Annotated in this window: 15 protein-coding genes and 1 pseudogene; 9 read left to right on the forward strand and 7 right to left on the reverse strand. The window is 66.8% G+C overall.

All coding sequences use genetic code 11. From position 1 onward, the window contains the following. Window positions 1–169 precede the first annotated feature (169 nt). Window positions 170–667, forward strand: a complete 498-nt coding sequence (locus AB4Z10_RS24970; protein ID WP_441473102.1) for an Lrp/AsnC family transcriptional regulator — start codon at window positions 170–172, stop codon at window positions 665–667. A 230-nt stretch (window positions 668–897) separates the two neighbouring features. Here the strand turns inward: AB4Z10_RS24970 and AB4Z10_RS24975 are convergent, their stop codons facing one another. Then, window positions 898–1929 (reverse strand): LLM class flavin-dependent oxidoreductase, encoded by a 1032-nt coding sequence (locus tag AB4Z10_RS24975; RefSeq protein WP_441473103.1) that lies wholly within the window; start codon window positions 1927–1929, stop codon window positions 898–900. Window positions 1930–2139: 210 nt separating this feature from the next. Between AB4Z10_RS24975 and AB4Z10_RS24980 the strand changes: the two genes are divergently transcribed. The 8 genes and pseudogenes from AB4Z10_RS24980 to AB4Z10_RS25015 all read left to right on the forward strand — a co-directional run bounded on the left by AB4Z10_RS24980 (window position 2140) and on the right by AB4Z10_RS25015 (window position 12170). Next, the gene (locus tag AB4Z10_RS24980; RefSeq protein ID WP_441473104.1) at window positions 2140–3054 is read left to right on the forward strand and encodes a LysR family transcriptional regulator; all 915 of its coding nucleotides are present in this window, start codon (window positions 2140–2142) and stop codon (window positions 3052–3054) included. 228 nt (window positions 3055–3282) lie between these two features. Next, on the forward strand, window positions 3283–3759 hold the full coding sequence (locus AB4Z10_RS24985) for an NAD(P)H-dependent oxidoreductase subunit E (protein ID WP_441473105.1): 477 nt from the start codon (window positions 3283–3285) through the stop codon (window positions 3757–3759). Continuing rightward, window positions 3756–5336, forward strand: a complete 1581-nt coding sequence (locus tag AB4Z10_RS24990) for a formate dehydrogenase beta subunit (protein WP_441473106.1) — start codon at window positions 3756–3758, stop codon at window positions 5334–5336. Before AB4Z10_RS24985 ends, AB4Z10_RS24990 begins: the two co-directional genes overlap by 4 nt. 10 nt (window positions 5337–5346) lie before the next feature. Then, window positions 5347–8229 (forward strand): formate dehydrogenase subunit alpha, encoded by a 2883-nt coding sequence (fdhF, locus tag AB4Z10_RS24995; RefSeq protein ID WP_441473107.1) that lies wholly within the window; start codon window positions 5347–5349, stop codon window positions 8227–8229. Further along, window positions 8216–9058: a formate dehydrogenase accessory sulfurtransferase FdhD gene (fdhD, locus tag AB4Z10_RS25000; protein ID WP_441473108.1), complete on the forward strand. Its 843-nt coding sequence runs from the start codon at window positions 8216–8218 to the stop codon at window positions 9056–9058. Before fdhF ends, fdhD begins: the two co-directional genes overlap by 14 nt. Beyond that, complete coding sequence (locus AB4Z10_RS25005; RefSeq protein ID WP_441473109.1) at window positions 9055–9327, forward strand: formate dehydrogenase subunit delta; 273 nt, start codon at window positions 9055–9057, stop codon at window positions 9325–9327. Before fdhD ends, AB4Z10_RS25005 begins: the two co-directional genes overlap by 4 nt. Window positions 9328–9423: 96 nt before the next feature. After that, window positions 9424–11053 (forward strand): annotated as a pseudogene (locus tag AB4Z10_RS25010) (OFA family MFS transporter). A gap of 685 nt (window positions 11054–11738) precedes the next feature. After that, complete coding sequence (locus tag AB4Z10_RS25015; RefSeq protein ID WP_441473110.1) at window positions 11739–12170, forward strand: OsmC family protein; 432 nt, start codon at window positions 11739–11741, stop codon at window positions 12168–12170. 123 nt (window positions 12171–12293) lie between these two features. On the opposite strand, the gene AB4Z10_RS25020 is transcribed toward AB4Z10_RS25015, so the two are convergent. From AB4Z10_RS25020 to AB4Z10_RS25045, 6 genes are read right to left on the reverse strand one after another with little or no spacing between them, the layout of a single operon-like run. Further along, a complete protein-coding gene (locus tag AB4Z10_RS25020; protein WP_441473111.1) occupies window positions 12294–13418 on the reverse strand; it encodes an ABC transporter ATP-binding protein in 1125 nt (374 codons plus the stop codon). Further along, window positions 13411–14400 (reverse strand): ABC transporter ATP-binding protein, encoded by a 990-nt coding sequence (locus tag AB4Z10_RS25025; protein ID WP_441473112.1) that lies wholly within the window; start codon window positions 14398–14400, stop codon window positions 13411–13413. Before AB4Z10_RS25025 ends, AB4Z10_RS25020 begins: the two co-directional genes overlap by 8 nt. Further along, on the reverse strand, window positions 14397–15860 hold the full coding sequence (locus AB4Z10_RS25030; RefSeq protein WP_441473131.1) for an amidohydrolase family protein: 1464 nt from the start codon (window positions 15858–15860) through the stop codon (window positions 14397–14399). Before AB4Z10_RS25030 ends, AB4Z10_RS25025 begins: the two co-directional genes overlap by 4 nt. Before the next feature lie 38 nt (window positions 15861–15898). Further along, on the reverse strand, window positions 15899–17098 hold the full coding sequence (locus AB4Z10_RS25035) for an amidohydrolase family protein (RefSeq protein ID WP_441473113.1): 1200 nt from the start codon (window positions 17096–17098) through the stop codon (window positions 15899–15901). 26 nt (window positions 17099–17124) lie between these two features. Beyond that, window positions 17125–18078: an ABC transporter permease gene (locus AB4Z10_RS25040; protein WP_441473114.1), complete on the reverse strand. Its 954-nt coding sequence runs from the start codon at window positions 18076–18078 to the stop codon at window positions 17125–17127. Further along, window positions 18068–19060: an ABC transporter permease gene (locus tag AB4Z10_RS25045; RefSeq protein ID WP_441473115.1), complete on the reverse strand. Its 993-nt coding sequence runs from the start codon at window positions 19058–19060 to the stop codon at window positions 18068–18070. Before AB4Z10_RS25045 ends, AB4Z10_RS25040 begins: the two co-directional genes overlap by 11 nt. Window positions 19061–19171: the final 111 nt, after the last annotated feature.

The following is a 19171-nucleotide window of genomic DNA, read 5'->3' on the forward strand; positions in this document are numbered from 1 at the left end:
TGTGGCGCTCTTCCGTGATGCGGCAGGACGCACAGCCGGGAGGCGATCGTTCCCCTTGCAACCAACGCTAGCGTTGCAGCCGCGGAGGTTCATTCCGAATTTGCCGGCGCGCGCGAAATCAGACAGAAGATACTTCTGCCCAATCGATAAACCTCGGAATGATCTCCCGATGAACAAAAAGAGCCAGAACGGTCCTGCTCTCGATCTCATCGATCGCAAGATTCTCGCTGCACTGCGGGATGACGGGCGGCTGACCACGCAGGCGCTCGCCGAAAAGGTGGGACTGTCACCCTCCCCCTGCTGGACGCGGGTGAAGCGGCTGGAGGAGTCGGGCGCGATCGAGAGATATGTCGCCCTGCTCGACCACAAGGCGCTCGGCTACAACAACATCGTCTTCGTCGAGATCACGCTCGACAAGCATGACGATCAGGTGCTCGACCAGTGCGGCGAGGCGCTGAGCCGGGCGCCGGAGGTGGTCGAGGCGCATCTCGTGACGGGCGAGTACGACTACCTCGCCAAGGTCGTGGTCAGCGGTACCGACCATTACGAGCGCTTCCTGCGCGGAACGATCTATCGCATTCCGGGCGTGCGCCAGACGCGGACGACCTTCGGCTTGAGGGCGCTGAAGCGGACGCTGTCGGTCGATCCGCTGAAGGTGGCCGGGTGATGCGCCGTCATGCTCGGGCCTGACCCGAGCATCTCTTGCCGGAACGAGCTACTTTAGCCTCATCCTGCCTGAGATTCTCGGGTCTGCGCTTCGCTTCGCCCGAGAATGACGGCCTTCCCCGTCATGCTCGCCCTTGTGGCGAGCATCCACGTCTCGAACACGTCCTTAGACCAGCGAAGACGTGGATGGTCGGGACAAGCCCGACCATGACGACGCGGTCGAGGTTGACCCTACCCCAGCATCTCCCGGACCAGCGGCACGACCTTCTCGCCATAGAGCCGGATGCACTCCATCGCCTTCTCATGCGCCAGCGGGCCGGCGCTGTATTTGAGCTGGAAGCGGGCGATGCCGAGCCCCTTGGCGGTGGCAGTGATCTTGCGCGCCACCGTCTCGGGCGAGCCGAGATAGAGCGAACCGCGTGCAACCTCCTGCTCGAAGTCCTCGCGGGTCATCGGCGGCCAGCCGCGCTCGGCGCCGATGCGGTCACGGTTCGCCTTGAAGGCCGGGAAGAACTCCTCCTTGGCCTGCTCGTCGGTCGCCGCAACATAACCCGGGGAATGCACGCCGATCGGCTTCACCGGCTTGCCGATCTGGGTATAGGCGCGGTGGTAGAGATCGACATAGGGTTTGAAGCGCAGCGGATCGCCGCCGATGATGGCAAGCATCATCGGCAGATCGTAGCGCGCCGCGCGCACCACCGATTCCGGACTACCGCCGACGCCGATCCAGGTCTTGAGCGGTCCATTCTCGACCGGCGGGTAGACGAGCTGGTCCTTGAGCGGCGGGCGGATCGAGCCCTGCCAGCTCACCGGCTGCTGCGGCAGCAGCGCGGCGAAGAGATCGAGCTTCTCCTCGAAGAGCTTTTCATAGTCGCGCAGGTCGAAGCCGAAGAGCGGGAAGGATTCGGTGAAGGAGCCGCGACCCAGAATGACCTCGGCGCGCCCGTTCGAGAGCGCATCCACCGTCGAAAAGCGCTGGAAGACGCGGATCGGGTCGTCCGAGCTCAGCACGGTGACCGCCGAACCCAGCTTGATCCGGCTGGTGCGCGTGGCCATGCCGGCCAGCACCGTTTCCGGCGACGACACGGCGAAATCGGCGCGGTGATGCTCGCCGACGCCGATGAAATCAATGCCGACGCTATCAGCCAGGATGGCTTCCTCGACGAGATTGCGGATCACCTGAGCATGCGGCAGCGGCTTGCCGTCCGCCCCGTTGGTGACGTCGCCGAAGGTGTCGAGCCCGAATTCCAGTTCCTGTGCCATGATCATCCCGAGGCCGCGACGCGACCTGTTGCTTGCCGGCCATCCCGGCCTGAGGGAGTTAGGATCGAGATTGCCTCCACGCAATTCTTGCAGCGTTGCCCCGGCAGCAACAACCTGTTTGCACAGTTGCAACCGCTGCGCTTGCAACGGCTGCGCGCTATGCCGATGCTCGGCGGCCGCGGCGACATCAGCCGTTCCTGAAGCGACGCCATGATCATTCGCCAGCTGGTCTATCTCGATGCGCTTGCCCGCGAGAAGCATTTCCGCCGTGCGGCCGAGGCCTGCTATGTCTCGCAGCCGACGCTCTCTGCCGCGATCGTGCAGCTGGAGGAAGAACTCGGCGTGATGATCGTCGAGCGCGGGCGGCGCTTCCAGGGCTTCACCAAGGAGGGCGAGGTCGTGCTCGCCCACGCCCGGCGCATCCTGGCCGAAGCCGAGGTCATGAAGGATTCGATCGCGGAGCTGCGCGAAGGCGTCTCCGGCAGGATCAGACTCGGCGCGATCCCGACCGCATTGCCGATGATCGCCCATATCACCGCGCCGTTCTCGGACCGCTATCCGGCTGTGTCTCTCACCGTGCTGTCGCTGACCTCGCAGGAGATCCAGGAGGGCATCGACAATTTCGAGCTCGATGTCGGGCTGACCTATCTCGACAACGAGCCGCTCGACCGGGTGATCTCGAAGCCGATCTATCAGGAATCCTATGTGCTGCTGACGCGCGAGGACGGCCCCCTGGGCACGCGCAACACCATCAGCTGGGCGGAAGCCGCCGAGCACAAGCTCTGCCTGCTCACCGGCGACATGCAGAACCGGCGCATCATCGACGGCATCTTCCGTTCGGTCGGCACCGCGCCGCGGCCGATGATCGAGACCAACTCGATCTTCAACCTGTGCTCCCATGCCGGCATCCAGGGCGTCGCCAGCATCGTCTCGCTGCAGCTTCTGGAGTTCTTCGGCATCCCGCTCGGCACCAGGGCGCTGTCGCTGGTCGAGCCCGAGGCGCAGCGCACCATCGGCCTGATCGTCGCCGACCGGCAGCCCGTCGCCCCGCTCGCGCGCAACCTGCTGATGATGACGAAACCGGTGACCGATGCGCGGCTGCCGCGCCGGCCCATCGTGCGATAGCCTTCGCCTATCGTCGTAGAAGCGGCGCAGCATTGTGCGGCGCAAAATGGCCTGATTGCGAAATTTTCGGACCGCCGACTTGGCTCACCTGGCCGCCGAGCCCGGTAACCGCGCGATTTTGATAGTCGAAAACTATCATGCAGTTGAAACAAACGATTTGAAATCATTCCAGGATACCCCACCTTTTCCGACAAGAGGCGCCCGGCGAACCGGGCCGATGGAGGAAAGATGGCGGGTTATCCGGCCTGGGATCAGGACAACGCGCGCACGCTCATTGCCGGCCTGGCGCACCTGGAAGGCGCCACGCTTCCGATGCTGCATGCCCTGCAGGACGAGTTCGGCTATGTCGACCCGCAGGCCGTGCCGCTGATCGCGGAGGCACTGAACCTGTCGCGCGCCGAGGTCTATGGCGCGATCTCCTTCTATCACGACTTCAAGACCGCGCCGCAGCCTCCCCGCGTGATCAAGCTCTGCCGGGCGGAAGCCTGCCAGTCGCTCGGCTGCGAAAAGGTCGTCGCCGAGCTCGCCGCCGAGCACGGCATCGTCGTCGACGGTGGACCTTCCGGCGACGCGCTGGTCGAAACGGTGTACTGTCTGGGCAATTGCGCGCTCGGCCCCTCCGCCCTGGTCGACGGCGAACTGATGGGGCGCATCGACGCAGCCCGCGTGGCCGGGCTCTGCCAGCACGGAAAGGCGCGGTCATGAGCGCCGCCCCTGTTCGCATCTTCACCCCCGTCGACGCGGCCGCCCTGTCGGTCGGCGCGGAGGCCGTCGCACAGGCCGTCGCGGGCGAAGCGGCAGCACGCGGCCTCGCCGTCGAGATCGTCCGCAACGGCTCGCGCGGCATGCTCTGGCTGGAGCCGCTGGTCGAGGTCGAGACGGCTGAAGGCCGGATCGCCTATGGGCCGGTCGCGGCTCAGGATGTGCCCTCGCTCTTCGATGCCGGCTTCATCTCGGGTGGCGCGCACCGCTTGAGCCTCGGCAAGACCGAAGAGCTCGACTGGATGAAACGCCAGCAGCGGCTCACCTTCGAGCGCGTCGGCGTCATCGATCCGCTCTCGATCGCCGATTACCGCGCCCATGGCGGGTTCAAGGGGCTGGAGAAGGCGCTCGGCCTGACCGGCGGCGAGATCGTCGAGGCGGTGAAGGCTTCCGGCCTGCGCGGCCGCGGCGGCGCAGGCTTTCCGACCGGGATCAAGTGGAAGACCGTCCACGATGCCAAGGCGGAGCAGAAATACATCGTCTGCAACGCCGACGAGGGCGACAGCGGCACCTTCGCCGACCGCATGCTGTTCGAGGGCGACCCCTATCTCACCATCGAGGGCATGGCGATCGCGGCGGTCGCGGTCGGTGCGACGCGCGGCTACCTCTATCTGCGCTCGGAATACCCGCATGCCCATCGCACGCTGCAGCGCGCGATCCTCAAGGCGGAGGCGGCCGGACTGATCGGCGCCTCGGTGATGGGCTCGGGCCGCGCTTTCCATCTCGAGGTCCGGCTCGGTGCCGGCGCCTATATCTGCGGCGAAGAGACCTCGCTGCTGGAAAGCCTGGAAGGCAAGCGCGCCATCGTCCGCGCCAAGCCGCCGCTACCGGCTTTGCAAGGTCTCTTCGGCAAGCCGACCGTCGTCAACAACGTGCTCTCCTTCGCCGCGGTGCCCTGGATTCTGGCGCATGGCGCGCAGGCCTATGCCGATTACGGCATGGGCCGCTCGCGCGGCACGCTGCCGGTGCAGCTTGGCGGCAACGTCAAACGCGGCGGGCTGATCGAGCTCGCCTTCGGCATCAGCCTGCGCGAGATCATCGAGGAGATGGGCGGCGGCACGCTCTCGGGGCGGCCGATCCGCGCCGTGCAGGTCGGCGGCCCGCTCGGCGCCTATCTCACGGCCGAACAGCTCGACGTGCAGATGGATTACGAGGCGCTGGCGAGCATGCGCGCCATGCTCGGCCATGGCGGCATCGTGGTGTTCGACGACAGCGTCGACATGGCCCGGCAGGCGCGCTTCGCCTTCGCCTTCTGCGCCAAGGAAAGCTGCGGCAAGTGCACGCCCTGCCGGATCGGGGCGACACGCGGCGTCGAGGTGATGGACCGCATCATCGCCGGCGCGGAGGTTCCGAAGAACATCGCCGTGCTGCGCGACCTCTCGAAGCTGATGACCGACGCCTCGCTCTGCGCCATGGGCGGGCTCACCCCCATGCCGGTCCTGAGCGCGCTCAACCATTTCCCCGAGGATTTCGACCGTCCTCCCAGTCCGTTGCAAAAACTTGCGCTGGCGGCCGAGTGAGGAGGCCACGATGAGCCTGATCAAGGAAATCGACTACGGCACACCGATCCGGCTCTCCGAGCAAACGGTGACGCTGACTATCGACGGCCAGAGCGTCACTGTCCCGGCCGGGACCTCCGTGATGGCGGCGGCGATGAGCATGGGCACCGCAATCCCGAAGCTCTGCGCAACCGACTCGCTCGAACCCTTCGGCTCCTGCCGGCTCTGCCTCGTCGAGATCGAGGGACGGCGCGGCACGCCCGCGTCATGCACGACTCCGGCAGAAGACGGTATGATTGTGCGCACCCAGTCGGAGAACCTGTCCGGCCTGCGCAAGGGGGTGATGGAGCTCTACATCTCCGACCATCCGCTGGACTGCCTGACCTGCTCGGCCAATGGCGATTGCGAATTGCAGGACATGGCGGGCGCGGTCGGCCTGCGCGAGGTGCGCTACGGCTACGAGGGCGAGAACCACGTCTTCGCAGAGGGTAAGGACGGCGCGGTCAACGAGAACTGGCTCGCGAAGGACACCTCGAACCCCTACTTCACCTACGATCCGTCGAAATGCATCGTCTGCAATCGCTGCGTGCGCGCCTGCGAGGAGGTGCAGGGCACCTTCGCGCTGACGATCACGGGCCGGGGCTTCGAGTCCCGCGTTGCGGCGGGACCGACCGACTTCCTCGGCTCGGAATGCGTCTCCTGCGGCGCCTGCGTGCAGGCCTGCCCGACGGCGACGCTGATCGAGAACAAGGTCATCGAGCACGGCCAGCCCGAGCATTCCGTGGTCACGACCTGCGCCTATTGCGGCGTCGGCTGCTCGTTCAAGGCCGAGATGCAGGGTGACCGCGTCATCCGCATGGTGCCCTACAAGGACGGCAAGGCCAACGAGGGCCATAGCTGCGTCAAGGGCCGTTTCGCCTGGGGCTATGCCACCCATACCGACCGCATGACCAAGCCGATGATCCGGACGAAGATCACGGATCCCTGGCGCGAAGTGTCGTGGGAAGAGGCGATCAATTACGCGGCTTCCGAGTTCAAGCGCATCCAGGCGAAGTACGGCCGTGAATCGGTGGGCGCCATCACCTCGTCGCGCTGCACCAACGAGGAGGTCTTCCTCGTCCAGAAGCTGGTGCGCGCCGCCTTCCGCAACAACAACGTCGATACCTGCGCCCGCGTCTGCCACTCGCCGACCGGCTATGGCCTGCGGACGACACTCGGCACCTCGGCCGGCACGCAGGACTTCAAGTCGGTCGCCAAGTCCGACGTCATCCTCGTCATCGGCGCCAACCCGACCGACGGCCATCCGGTCTTCGCCTCGCGGATGAAGAAGCGCATTCGCCAGGGTGCGCGGCTGATCGTGGCCGATCCGCGCCGGATCGACATGGTGCAGTCGCCGCATATCAAGGCGGACTACCACCTGCCGCTCAAGCCCGGCACGAACGTCGCGCTGCTCAATGCGCTCAGCCATGTCGTCGTCACCGAAGGGCTGATCGACGAGGATTATGTGCGCGAGCGCTGCGATCTCGGCGATTTCGAGCACTGGGCCCGCTTCGTCGCCCGCGAGGAAAATTCGCCGGAAGCGAGCGAACAGTACACCGGCGTGCCGGCAGCCGACGTCCGCGGCGCGGCGCGGCTCTATGCGACGGGCGGCAACGGCGCGATCTATTACGGCCTCGGCGTCACCGAACACAGCCAGGGCTCGACTACGGTGATGGCGATGGCGAATTTGGCCATGGCGACCGGCAATATCGGCAGCGACGGCGTCGGCATCAATCCGCTGCGCGGGCAGAACAATGTGCAGGGCTCCTGCGACATGGGCTCGTTCCCGCATGAGTTCTCCGGCTATCGCCACGTCTCGGACGACGCCACCCGGCAGGTCTTCGAGATGATGTGGGGCGTGCCGCTCGACGCCGAGCAGGGCCTGCGCATCCCCAACATGCTCGACGAAGCGGTCGAGGGCACCTTCAAGGGCCTCTATGTGCAGGGCGAGGACATCGCCCAGTCCGACCCGAACACCAAGCATGTCACGGCAGGCCTGGCCGCGATGGAATGCGTCGTCATCCAGGACATCTTCCTGAACGAGACGGCGAAATACGCCCATGTCTTCCTGCCGGGCGCCTCCTTCCTCGAGAAGGACGGCACCTTCACCAATGCCGAGCGGCGCATCAACCGCGTGCGGCAGGTGATGGCACCGCTCGCCGGCAAGGACGAATGGCAGGTCACGATCGAGCTGGCCCGCGCGCTCGGCTACGAGATGTCCTATGGCCATCCCGGCGAGATCATGGATGAGATCGCGCGGCTGACCCCAAGCTTCGCGGGCGTCTCCTACGACAAGCTGGAGAAGCTCGGCTCCGTGCAGTGGCCCTGCAACGACAAGGCGCCGACCGGCACGCCCTTGATGCATGTCGACCGCTTCGTGCGCGGCAAGGGCAAGTTCATGATCACCGAGTTCGTGCCGACCGAGGAACGCACCGGGCCGCGCTTCCCGCTGCTGCTCACCACGGGCCGCATCCTCTCGCAATACAATGTCGGCGCGCAGACCCGGCGCACCGAGAACGGCGCCTGGCATGACGAGGACGTGCTGGAGATCCACCCCTTCGATGCCGAGAGCCGCGGCATCCGCGACGGCGATCTCGTCGCGCTCGCCAGCCGCTCGGGCGACATCGCGCTCAGGGCGGAAATCTCGGAGCGCATGCAGCCCGGCGTGGTCTACACCACCTTCCATCACGCCAAGACCGGCGCCAACGTCATCACCACCGACTTCTCGGACTGGGCGACGAACTGCCCGGAATACAAGGTCACCGCCGTCGAGGTGCGCCGCACCAATGCCTGGTCGGCCTGGCAGGAGAAGAATTTCGAGGAAGACGTGACCCTGCGCCGGATCGCGGAGCGCCTGCCCGATGCCGCGGAATAACCCGCCCGCCCAGCCGCCGGCCTCGGCCGCCGTCAAGGCCGAGCCGCTGCGCTTCGGCGCGGCGCGCGAAGGCGCGCGCGAGATCGAGGTCGCGGTCGAGACGCCCATCAACATCGTCTACGGCAACATGCCCTATGCGGTGATGATGGCGAGCCCGTCGGACCTCGAGGATTTCGTCACCGGCTTCAGCCTGACCGAGGGCATCGTGCGCGGCGCGGACGAGATCCGCGGCATCGCCGTCGAGCCGAAGGACGAGGGCGTGATCGTCACCGTCGAGCTGGCGCCCGGCCGCTTCCGCGAGCATCTGGCACGGCGGCGCAACCTTTCGGGGCGGACGTCCTGCGGGCTCTGCGGCGTCGAGACCATCGAGGAGATCCCGATGGCCGATGCGGCGAGGCGGGCGGCGCGCGCCGTGCCCGGCTCGGCGATCGAGGCCGCACTCGCAGCGCTCGACAAACACCAGCCGCTGAACCAGCTCACCCGCGCCGTCCATGCCGCCGCCTGGTGCGATGCCTCCGGCAACGTCATCGCGGTGCGCGAGGATGTCGGCCGCCACAACGCGCTCGACAAGCTGATCGGCGCTCGCCTGCGCGCCGGGGCCGATGCCAGCGACGGCTTCCTGCTCGTCACCAGCCGTGCCTCCTTCGAGATGGTCGAGAAGGCCGCGATCTTCGGCGCCGGCACGCTGGTCGCGATCTCCGCACCGACCTCGCTCGCGATCGAGCGTGCCCGGCATCTCGGCCTGACGCTGGCAGCGGTGGCACGCCGCGACGGCTGCATCGTCTTCACCGGCGCCCTCGCGCCCGAGCGCGAGACTGTCGCCCGATGATGGAGGCCGGCCTGAGCACAGAAGACACCCCCGGCGAGCCCCACGACGAGAACATCGCGAAGCTCCGGCGCATGGCGGGGCAGATCGCCGATTTCTTCAAGGCCTATCCGGAGGAGGAGGCCGCCGCCTCCGTGGCCGATCACATCAACCAGTTCTGGACCGGGCGCATGCGCGGGGACTTCCTCGCCGCCTTCGCCGCCCGTCCGGAGGACCTCCCGCCCCTGCTGCGGCACGCCCTGCCGCGGATCAGGCCGGGGCGCGGAGGTTAGCAAGCAAGGCGCCGCCAGCGCGGTGCATCGAGAAGTTCAACGAGCCGGGACACTACCCGGCCCGAACGGCGAAGCCATGGGGAAAGGAAACGGGGAATGAGCGTCGCACAGGATATCGGACAGATCGGGGGCGGCATCGGCCTGCTCGACCGCGAACGAACCATCGCCAAACCGGGCTTCAACCGCTGGCTCGTGCCTCCGGCCGCGTTGTGCATCCATCTTTGCATCGGCATGGCCTATGGCTTCTCGGTGTTCTGGCTGCCGCTGAGCCAGGCGATCGGCATCACCAAGCCGGTGGCCTGCGCCGCCGATGTCGGCCTCGCCGCCTCGCTGTTCACCACGGCGTGCGACTGGAAGGTCGCCGATCTCGGCTGGATGTACACGCTGTTCTTCGTGCTGCTCGGCTCCTCCGCGGCGATCTGGGGCGGCTGGCTCGAGCGCGTCGGACCGCGCAAGGCGGCCTTCGTCTCGACGCTGTGCTGGTGCGGCGGCCTGCTGATCTCGGCGCTGGGCGTCTACTGGCACCAGCTCTGGCTGATGTGGCTGGGCTCCGGCGTCATCGGCGGCATCGGGCTCGGTCTCGAAGTGGTTCCCGGACCGGCGCGGCATGGCCACGGGCATGGCGATCATGGGCTTCGGCGGCGGCGCGATGATCGGCTCCCCGCTGGCGGACATGCTGATGAACTATTTCAAGACACCGGCCTCGGTCGGCGTCTGGCAGACCTTCGTCGCGATGGCCGCGATCTATTTCGTCTTCATGATGGCCGGCACCTTCGGCTATCGCGTGCCGCCGGCGAACTGGCGCCCGGAGGGCTGGACGCCGCCGGTGACGCAGAACGCCATGATCACCTCCGGCCACGTCCATCTGAAGGACGCGCACAAGACACCGCAGTTCTGGCTGATCTGGGCCGTGCTCTGCCTCAACGTCTCCGCCGGCATCGGCGTGCTCGGCATGGCCTCACCCATGTTGCAGGAGATCTTCGCGGGATCCCTGATCGGCAAGCCGGAGATCGGCTTCGCCGCGCTCGACGCCGGGCAGAAGACGCAGATCGCCACCATCGCGGCGGCCTTCGTCGGCCTGCTCTCGCTGTTCAACATCGCCGGGCGCTTCTTCTGGGCCTCGCTCTCTGACAAGCTCGGCCGCAAGCTGACCTATGCCACTTTCTTCGGGCTTGGCATCCTGCTCTACGGCCTGTCGCCCTGGGCGGCGCATGCCGGGTCGCTGGCGCTGTTCGTCGGCTTCTTCTGCATCATCCTGTCGATGTATGGCGGCGGCTTCGCGACCGTGCCGGCCTATCTCGCCGACATGTTCGGCACGCAGTTCGTCGGCGCCATCCATGGCCGGCTGCTGACGGCCTGGTCGACCGCCGGCATCATCGGCCCGGTGGTGGTGAACTACATCCGCGAGGCGCAGATCAATGCCGGCGTGCCGCGCGCGCAGGTCTATGACCGCACCATGTACATCCTCGCCGGCATGCTGGTGCTGGGCTTCCTCTGCAACCTGCTGGTCCGCCCGGTCGCGGCGAAATGGTTCATGAAGGATGCCGAGGTCGCGGCGCTGCAGAAGCGGTCGACGAGCGTTGACGCGGCGGTCCATTACGGCTCCCACGGCATCGGCAAGGGTGGCGTTGACGGAGGCGCCCTGCTCGCCTGGGCCGTGGTCGACCTGCCGATCGCATGGGGCGTCTGGATCACCCTGTCGAAATCGCTGGCGCTGTTCCGCTGAGCAGATCGCAAACGCCATCTATGAAGGCCCGCATCGAGCGATTGGTGCGGGCTTCTCTGTTAGGCGGCAGGCGATAAGCGCCGAGCGAAATGTCTCGAGCGGGTGGGAAGCAGGCCTTCGGCGGTTGCCTGCCGCACCGGTCCGGCTCATCCGCCGCGACACCACCCACCCGCGACGCTCCCCGAGCTCAAACGCCCGAACGGCTCCTAATAGTGCTTCGAATAACGATAGTGCTGTGAATACGGGTCGGAGTACGGATCGAACGACCGGCAGTCCAGCCAGTATGCCGATTGGATTGTCCGATTGACCGGCACAGCGCAGACGGAGGCGAGATCCGGGCTCCTGTATTCCGTCACGGCACAGCCCGACGACAAAACTCCGATGGCGACGAACAGGCACGCGCGTTGGATCGTTCTCATCTTCCCGTCTCCCATTGCGGACTCTGCTCAGACGCCTCGCTGCGAAGTCACCCTTTGCGAACTTGACCCATACCGGTGGCCGGGCTGGGGCCGGGAGCTACTTATCTATTCTGCCTATTTCTCTATGATCAGTCCATTCGAGCACAATTTCCCTTCCCTCCGAGCGCCGATCACCAGCAAGTGAACCCGAGGCGCCCTGAAGCCGTTATCGAAGGGTAGCTTTCCAGCCGCAGCATATCCATCCAACCAGAACGGGAGTCAGCATCATGGCGATCAACAGGACCGGTTCGGCCCATTGGGAGGGCGGCATCAAGGACGGCAAGGGCGCGATCTCGACCGAGAGCGGAGCGCTCAGCTCTTATCCTTATGGCTTCTCCAGCCGCTTCGAAGGCAAGCCCGGCAGCAATCCCGAGGAGATCATCGGCGCGGCCCATGCCGCCTGCTTCACCATGGCGCTCTCGCTGATCCTGGGCGAGGCCAATCTCAAGGCCGATGCGCTCGACACCACCGCGCGCGTGACGCTCGACAAGCTCGACGACGGCTACGCCATCACCGCGATCCACCTGACGCTGAAGGGCAAGGTGCCCGGCGCCGACCAGGCGACCTTCCAGTCGCTGGCCGACAAGGCCAAGGCGGGCTGCCCGGTCTCGAAGCTGTTCAAGGCTCCGATCACGCTGGAAGCGACGCTGGTCGGCTAAGTGGTGTATCTCGCAACGTCATGCTCGCCCTTGTGGCGAGCATCCACGTCTTGAACACCGCGCGGGCCGAAACGAAGACGTGGATGGTCGGGACAAGCCCGACCATGACGAAAACACCGGGCATCAGGCGAAGTGGCAGGACACCTCGACACCGCCGATCGGCCGCAGCTCCGGCCGCTCGGCACGGCAGCGATCCGCGGCCTGCGCGCAGCGCGGATTGAAGCTGCAGCCCGCCGGCGGCGCGATCGGGCTCGGCACCTCGCCGGACATCGGCTTGCGCGCCCGGTTCGGTTTCTCGACATCGGGGATCGTGTCGAGCAGCAGCCGCGTATAGGGATGGCGCGGCCGGGTGAAGACCTCCTCGGCCGGCCCCGCCTCGACGAAGCGGCCGAGATACATGATGGCGAGATCGTCCGACATGTGCCGGACGACCGAAAGATTGTGGCTGATGAAGAGATAGGTCAGCCCGAACTCCTTCTGCAGCCGGACCATCAAATTGAGGATCTGGGCCTGCACGGAGACGTCGAGCGCCGAAGTCGGTTCGTCGCAGACGAGGAAGTCGGCCTCCGTGGCGAGGGCGCGTGCGATCGAGATACGCTGGCGCTGGCCGCCCGAGAAGGCATGCGGATAGCGGCTCGCATCGGTGCGGGAGAGGCCGACGACCTCGAGCAGATCGCCGACGCGCTGCTGGACCGCCGCGTCGTCGGGCCTGAGCTTCAGCTCGCGGATCGGCTCGGCGATGATGTCACCGACCCGCCAGCGCGGGTTGAGCGAGGCATAGGGGTCCTGGAAGATCATCTGCACGCGCGGCGGCCCGAACGAGCCATCGCCGCGGCGGATATCGCGGAAGTTGAGCTTGCCCTCGGTCGGCCGCTGCAACCCGACGACCATACGCGCCAGCGTCGATTTTCCGCAGCCGGACTCGCCGACGATGCTGAAGGTGGTGCCGCGCCTCACCGTGAAGGAGATGTTCTCGACCGCGCGCAGGATGCGGCGCGGCTCCTTCGAGAACAGCCGGGACAGGGCCGGCGCCGAGACGTCGAAGCGGCAGGATGCAGAGGCGACGTCGAGAATGATGTCCTCCCCTCCTCCACCGATTGCACCGCGCGAGCGCTCATCCTGAGGAGCCAGGCGTGAGCCTTGCGTCTCGAAGGATTTTTCAGAGCGCTCTGGCGCATCCTTCGAGACGCCGCGGCGCGGCTCCTCAGGATGAGGGCTCGCGGTAGGAGCTTCCATATGCTCACGCATGCGCCGCCTCCTTCAGCGGAAAATGGCAGGCTGCGGCATGGGCCATCACCGGCAAGCCCGGCTTGTGGTCCCGGCAGAAGGCCTCGGCCCGGCCGCAGCGCGGGTTGAACGCGCAACCGGGCGGGATGGCGTTAAGGCGCGGCATCGCGCCGTCGATCTGGTTGAGATGCTCGTGGCGGGCGTGGACGCTGGGGATCGAGGCCATCAGCCCGGCGGTGTACGGGTGGCGCGGACGGCGCACGACCTCCTCGACCGGCCCCATCTCGACGATGCGGCCGGCATACATCACGGCGACCCGGTCGGCCGTCTCGGCGATCACGCCCATGTCGTGCGTGACCAGCATGATCGACGTGCCGTGCTCCCGGCAGAGCCGCTTCAGCAGCGTGGTGATCTGCGCCTGGATCGAGACGTCGAGCGCGGTCGTCGGCTCGTCGGCGATGATCAGCGAGGGCTCGGCGCAAAGCGCGAGCGCGATGACGACGCGCTGGCGCATGCCGCCGGAGAACTGGTGCGGGAAATGGTCGATGCGCGTCTCGGCGGCGGGGATGCCGACCTCCTTGAGCAAATCGAGCGCACGCTTGCGGGCTTCCGTCCGGCTCACCGGCAGATGGGTCATGATCGTCTCGACGATCTGGTCGCCGACCTTGAGCAGCGGGTGCAGCGAGGTCAGCGGGTCCTGGAAGATCGCGCCGATGCGCCGGCCGCGCAGCTTGCGCATCGCCTCGGCCGGCAGGTTGTCGATGCGTTGGCCCGACAGATGAATCTCGCCGCCGGCGATGCGCCCCGGCGGGTCGAGCAGGCCGATCACCGCCGTGCCGGTCAGCGACTTGCCCGCCCCGGACTCGCCGACCATGCCCAGAATCTCCCCCGGCGCGATGTCGAAGGTGACGCCGTCGAGTGCCGTCAACGGGCCGTGGCGGCCGTCGAAGACGATGCGCAGGTCACGTACGGACAGGAGAGGCGCTGCGGCGGAAGCGGTCATGCGATGGCCTCGCTGCGTTCGACCGGATAGCTCGACGAGAAGATCTCGCTCATCGGCGGATGGCCCAGGGTGCGCTCGGGATAGCGCGCCATCACGCCCTCGAACTGCTTCTGGGCGCGGGCGTTGTCGGCGGCCTCGTCCTGGCCCGGAACGACCCGGTTCTCCATGACGAAGCGCCCATCGATCACCACCGTCGAGAAGTCGCGGCCATGGCCGGTCAGCATCATCGTCTGGATGGGATCGATGACCTGGCCGCTATGCGGCCGGTCGAGTTCGAAGACGGTGATGTCGGCGCGCGCGCCCGGCTGGAGCCGGCCGAGATCGGGCCGCTGCAGGGCATCGGCCCCACCGATGGTCGCGGCGTCGTAATAGTCCTCCGAGCGCACGGCGCCGACATTGCCGGCCATGGTGCGGGCGAGGATCATGCCGGTTTGCAGGTTCATCACCATGTCCGGCGGGCTGGTATCCGTGCCCATGGCGATGTTGAGCCCCATGGCGCGGTAGCGGGCGAAATGGTCGATGGCGTTGCCGTGCCGGCCCGATACCAGCGGGCAATGCACGATGCTCGCACCGGAATCCCGGATGATCTCGAGGTCGCGGCCGGGCCTATCGATCAGCCGGCTGCCGGAAACCACCGTGCCATGCGGCAGCAGGCAGCGCTCGTTGAGGAAGCCGAGGCTCTCCAGCCATTCCGGCGGGCTCATGCCGTGCTGGGCGAGGACGAGATCGTACTCGATCTTCGACTGGCAGCAATGCAGCCGCACCGGCACATCGAGCTCGCGCGAGGCTGCCGCCGTGCGGCGCAGCAGCTCGGCAGTGGAGGTCTCGATGCGGTCCGGCGCGAACATCGCCCGGATCAGCCCGCCCGCCTCGCCTTCATGACGCCCGGCGAAGTCGATGGCCGCGTCGAGTTCGGCGAGGCCGCGCGCCTCGTCGTAGTAGGTGACGATGCGCCCGTCCGTCTCGGCCAGCTGGTTGCCGGTGCGATAGGCCGGGCCGAGATAGACGCGCAGGCCGAGATCGGCGGCGGCTTCCGCGGCATCCTCGAACTCCTGCACCGTCTCGCCCCAGGCGCGGTAGAACAGCGAGGCGATCGGCAGCGCCGTGGTGATGCCGTTGCGGATCAGCGAGGCGAATGCATAGCGCTTCTGGAAGGCCAGCTCCTCGCGGGAATACATCTCGTAGGGACCGGCCTCGAGATAGCTGCGCGGCCAGACCCTGCCCTTCTTCCAGGCCGGCTGGTTGTCATAGGCGAGGATGGTCGTGTCGAGGTCGGAAAGGGCGTCGCAATCGACGAAGCCCGGCCCGATCAGGGCGTTGCCGTAGTCGACCCGGCGCGCGACTTCGCCGGGGAAGCCGTGGCCGACGAAGACGATCGCGCCGTCCTCGAACACGACTTCGCCGTTCTCGTAGAGGCGATGGCGCCCGTCCTTGTGGCCGACGACCCAGCGCGCGGTCATCAGGATGCGGCCCTGTGGCCGCCTGGCTGCCTGCAGGCTCACGGGGCGGCCCTCACCGAGACGCCGTCGCGGGCAACGACGCGGCCGCGCTTGACGACGCGACGCTTCGGAGAACGGGTGACGATCAGCTCCGCCAGCGTCTGGCCGGGCATGATGACGAAATCGGCGGCCTTGCCCTCGGCGAGACCGTAGTCGGCGATCTCCATCACCTTGGCGCCTTCGGTCGTGCAGACGTCGAAGGCGAGCTTCAGCTCGTCGTCGCGGCGGAAGTTGTTGCGCAGGCCGACGAACATGGCGCGCTCCACCATGTCGGCATTGCCGTACGGGCCCCAGGTGTCGCGGATGCCGTCGGAGCCGGAGCAGACGCGCACGCCGGCCTCGAGCAGCTTCCTGACCGGCGGCGCGGCGCTGCGGGACGGAGCCGTCGTCATGATCGCGATGTCGAGTTCGGCAAGCTGCTCGATCAGCGGATCGACCAGCGCCATATCGGGCGATCCCAGGCAGAAGGCGTGGCTGACCGTGACCTTGCCCTTCATGCCGAGCGCGCGGGTGCGCTCGATGATCAGGTCCATCGAGAAGGCGCCCATCTCGCCGGGCTCGTGCAGGTGGATGTCGAGCGGCTTGCCATAGGTCTGGCAGAGGCCGAAGACCGCATCGAGATGGCCCTTCGGGTCGCGGTCGATGCCGCAGGGATCGAGGCCGCCGACGATCTCGCAGCCGGCCTTCATCGCCCGATCCATCAGCGCCAGCGTGCCGGGGCGGCGCAGCAGGCCCGATTGCGGGAAGGCGACGAGCTCGATGTCGACGATGTCGCGGTATTCGTCGCGGGTCTTCATGACGCCCTCGACGCCCCAGAGCCCGTGCTCGGTATCGATGTCGACATGGCTGCGGATATGGGTCGTGCCCATCAGCGAGGACTGGATCGACTGCCGGGCCGCCTGGCGGGCCGGGTCGATATCGAGCCGCTTCTTGTTCTCCCGCTCGTTGTCGATCTTGTCGAGGAGCTTCGGGCCGACCTCGTTGACGTACCAGGGCAGGCCCCAGAGGCTCTTGTCGAGATGGGTATGCGCCTCGACGAGGCCGGGAATGACGATCTCGCCGCGGCCGTCCTCGACCGCCACCCCTGCGGGCGCGGCGATGTCCTTCGCCATGCGGCTGATGCTGCCGTTCTCGACCAGGATGTCGAGGGCTGCCCCGGCGTTCGGGCGGACGTTGCGGATCAGGAGGGAAGCAGTCATCGCAGGCGTATCCTCGTGGTTTCTTGTCAGCGAAGCTTCGGGTTGAGCGCGTCGCGCAGCCAGTCGCCGAGCAGGTTGACCGAGAGCACGATCAGGCCGAGCTGCAGCGAGGGGAAGACGACGAGCCACCAGGAACCGGAGAACAGGTACTGGTTGCCGATGCGGATCAGCGTCCCCAGCGAGGGCTGAGTGATCGGCATGCCCACCCCCAGGAAGGACAGCGTCGCCTCCGAGAGGATGGCGAGGCCGAGATTGAGCGTGGCCGAGACCAGCACCGGCGTCATCGTGTTGGGCAGGATGTGACGGCGCATGATCCGCGTCGCCGGCACGCGGATGATCCGGGCGGCGAGGACATATTCCTTGCGGCGCTCGACCATGGTCAGCGCGCGCACGGTGCGGGCATATTGCACCCAGCTCGTCAGCGCGATCGAGAGCACCAGCACCACCGCGGCGAAAGGCTCGCGCAACCCCGGCGGCAGCATCTCGCGGAAGATCGCCGAGACCAGGATCGCCATCAGCAGCGTCGGGATCGAGAGCACGGTATCGCCGAGGCGCATCAGCAGGTTGTCGACACGCCCGCCATAGAAGCCGGCGCAAAGCCCGATCGAGACGCCGACCAGCATCGAGACGACGACCGCGGAAAAGCCGATGATCAGCGAGATGCGCGAGCCGTAGAGGATGGCGGAGAACACATCGCGGCCCTGCGGATCGGTGCCGAGCAGGAAGGGCCATTCGCCGCCCTCCTGCCAGATCGGCGGGATCTCGGCCTTGTCGATGAAGATCTGCGTCAGGTCATAAGGGTTCTGCGGCGCGATCAGCGGGGCGAAGAGCGCGCTCAGCACCAGCAGCGCCAGCACCAGCGCCGAGAGCCAGGCGACCGGGGTGTGGCAGAAGCTCCAGCCGATGTCGCTGTCGAGGAAGCGGCGCAGGCGGCCGGGTTTCTTGATAGTGTCAGCGGGCCGGGTCTTCTCAGCGAGCATTGGCGCCTCCCGTGAGGGCGTCCTCGCGCAGGCGCGGATCGACCCAGGCATAGGTCAGGTCGACCAGCGTGTTGAGCGTGACGAAGATGAAGGAGACGACGATCAGATAGGCCGCCATCACTGGGATATCGACGAAGGTCACGGCCTGAACGAAGAGCATGCCCATGCCCGGCCACTGGAACACCGTCTCCGTCACCAGCGCGAAGGCGATGAGGTTGCCGATCTGCAGGCCGGTAACGGTGATGACCGGCATCAGGCAGTTGCGTAGCGCATGGCCGAAATGGATGGCGCGGGACGGCAGGCCGCGCGCCCTGGCGAAGCGGATGAAGTCGGTGCGCATGGTCTCGAGCATCTCGGCGCGCACAAGGCGCATCACCAGCGTGATCTGGAAGAGCGAGAGCGTGATGCCGGGCAGGATCAGCGCCTTGCGCCCGGAAGAGGTCAGGAAGCCGGTGCTCCACCAGCCGATCTGGACGACCTCGCCGCGGCCGAAGGCCGGGAGCCATTGCAGCGAGACCGAGAAGACCAGGATGAAGAGGATGCCGAGCGCGAAACTCGGCAGCGAAACGCCGAGCACCGAGACGAACTCCAGTGCCTTGGCCAGGAAACTCTCTCGTCGGATGGCGGTATAGACGCCGAGCGGAATGCCGACGGCGAGCGACAGGAAGGTCGCGACCAGAACGAGCTCGAAGGTCGCCGGGAAGCGCTCCGAGATCAGCGTGAAGACGTCCTGCTGGTTGCGGTAGGAGATGCCGAAATCGCCGCGCGCGGCATTGCCGACAAAGGTCGCGAACTGCATCGCGAAGCCCTTGTCGAGGCCGAGCCGGACGCGCAGCTCGTCGCGCTGCTGCTGGCTCGCCTGCTCGTTCAGCATCAGCTCGACGGGGTCGCCGACGAAGCGGAAGATCAGGAAGGCGAGGAAGGCCACCGCCACCATGACGCCGGCGGCGTTGAGCAGTCGCTTGAAGAGAAAAGCCGGCATGGAAAGCTCCTGCGTTCCGGCGTCATTCCCGGGCTTCGCAGAGCGAAGACCCGGGAATCTCAGGACGAGAGGGCGCTGGTTTCCGAGATAGCCGGGTCAAGCCCGGCCATG

Origin of the sequence: Allobosea sp. RAF48, assembly GCF_052114025.1 — a bacterium.
Lineage (GTDB): Bacteria > Pseudomonadota > Alphaproteobacteria > Rhizobiales > Beijerinckiaceae > Allobosea.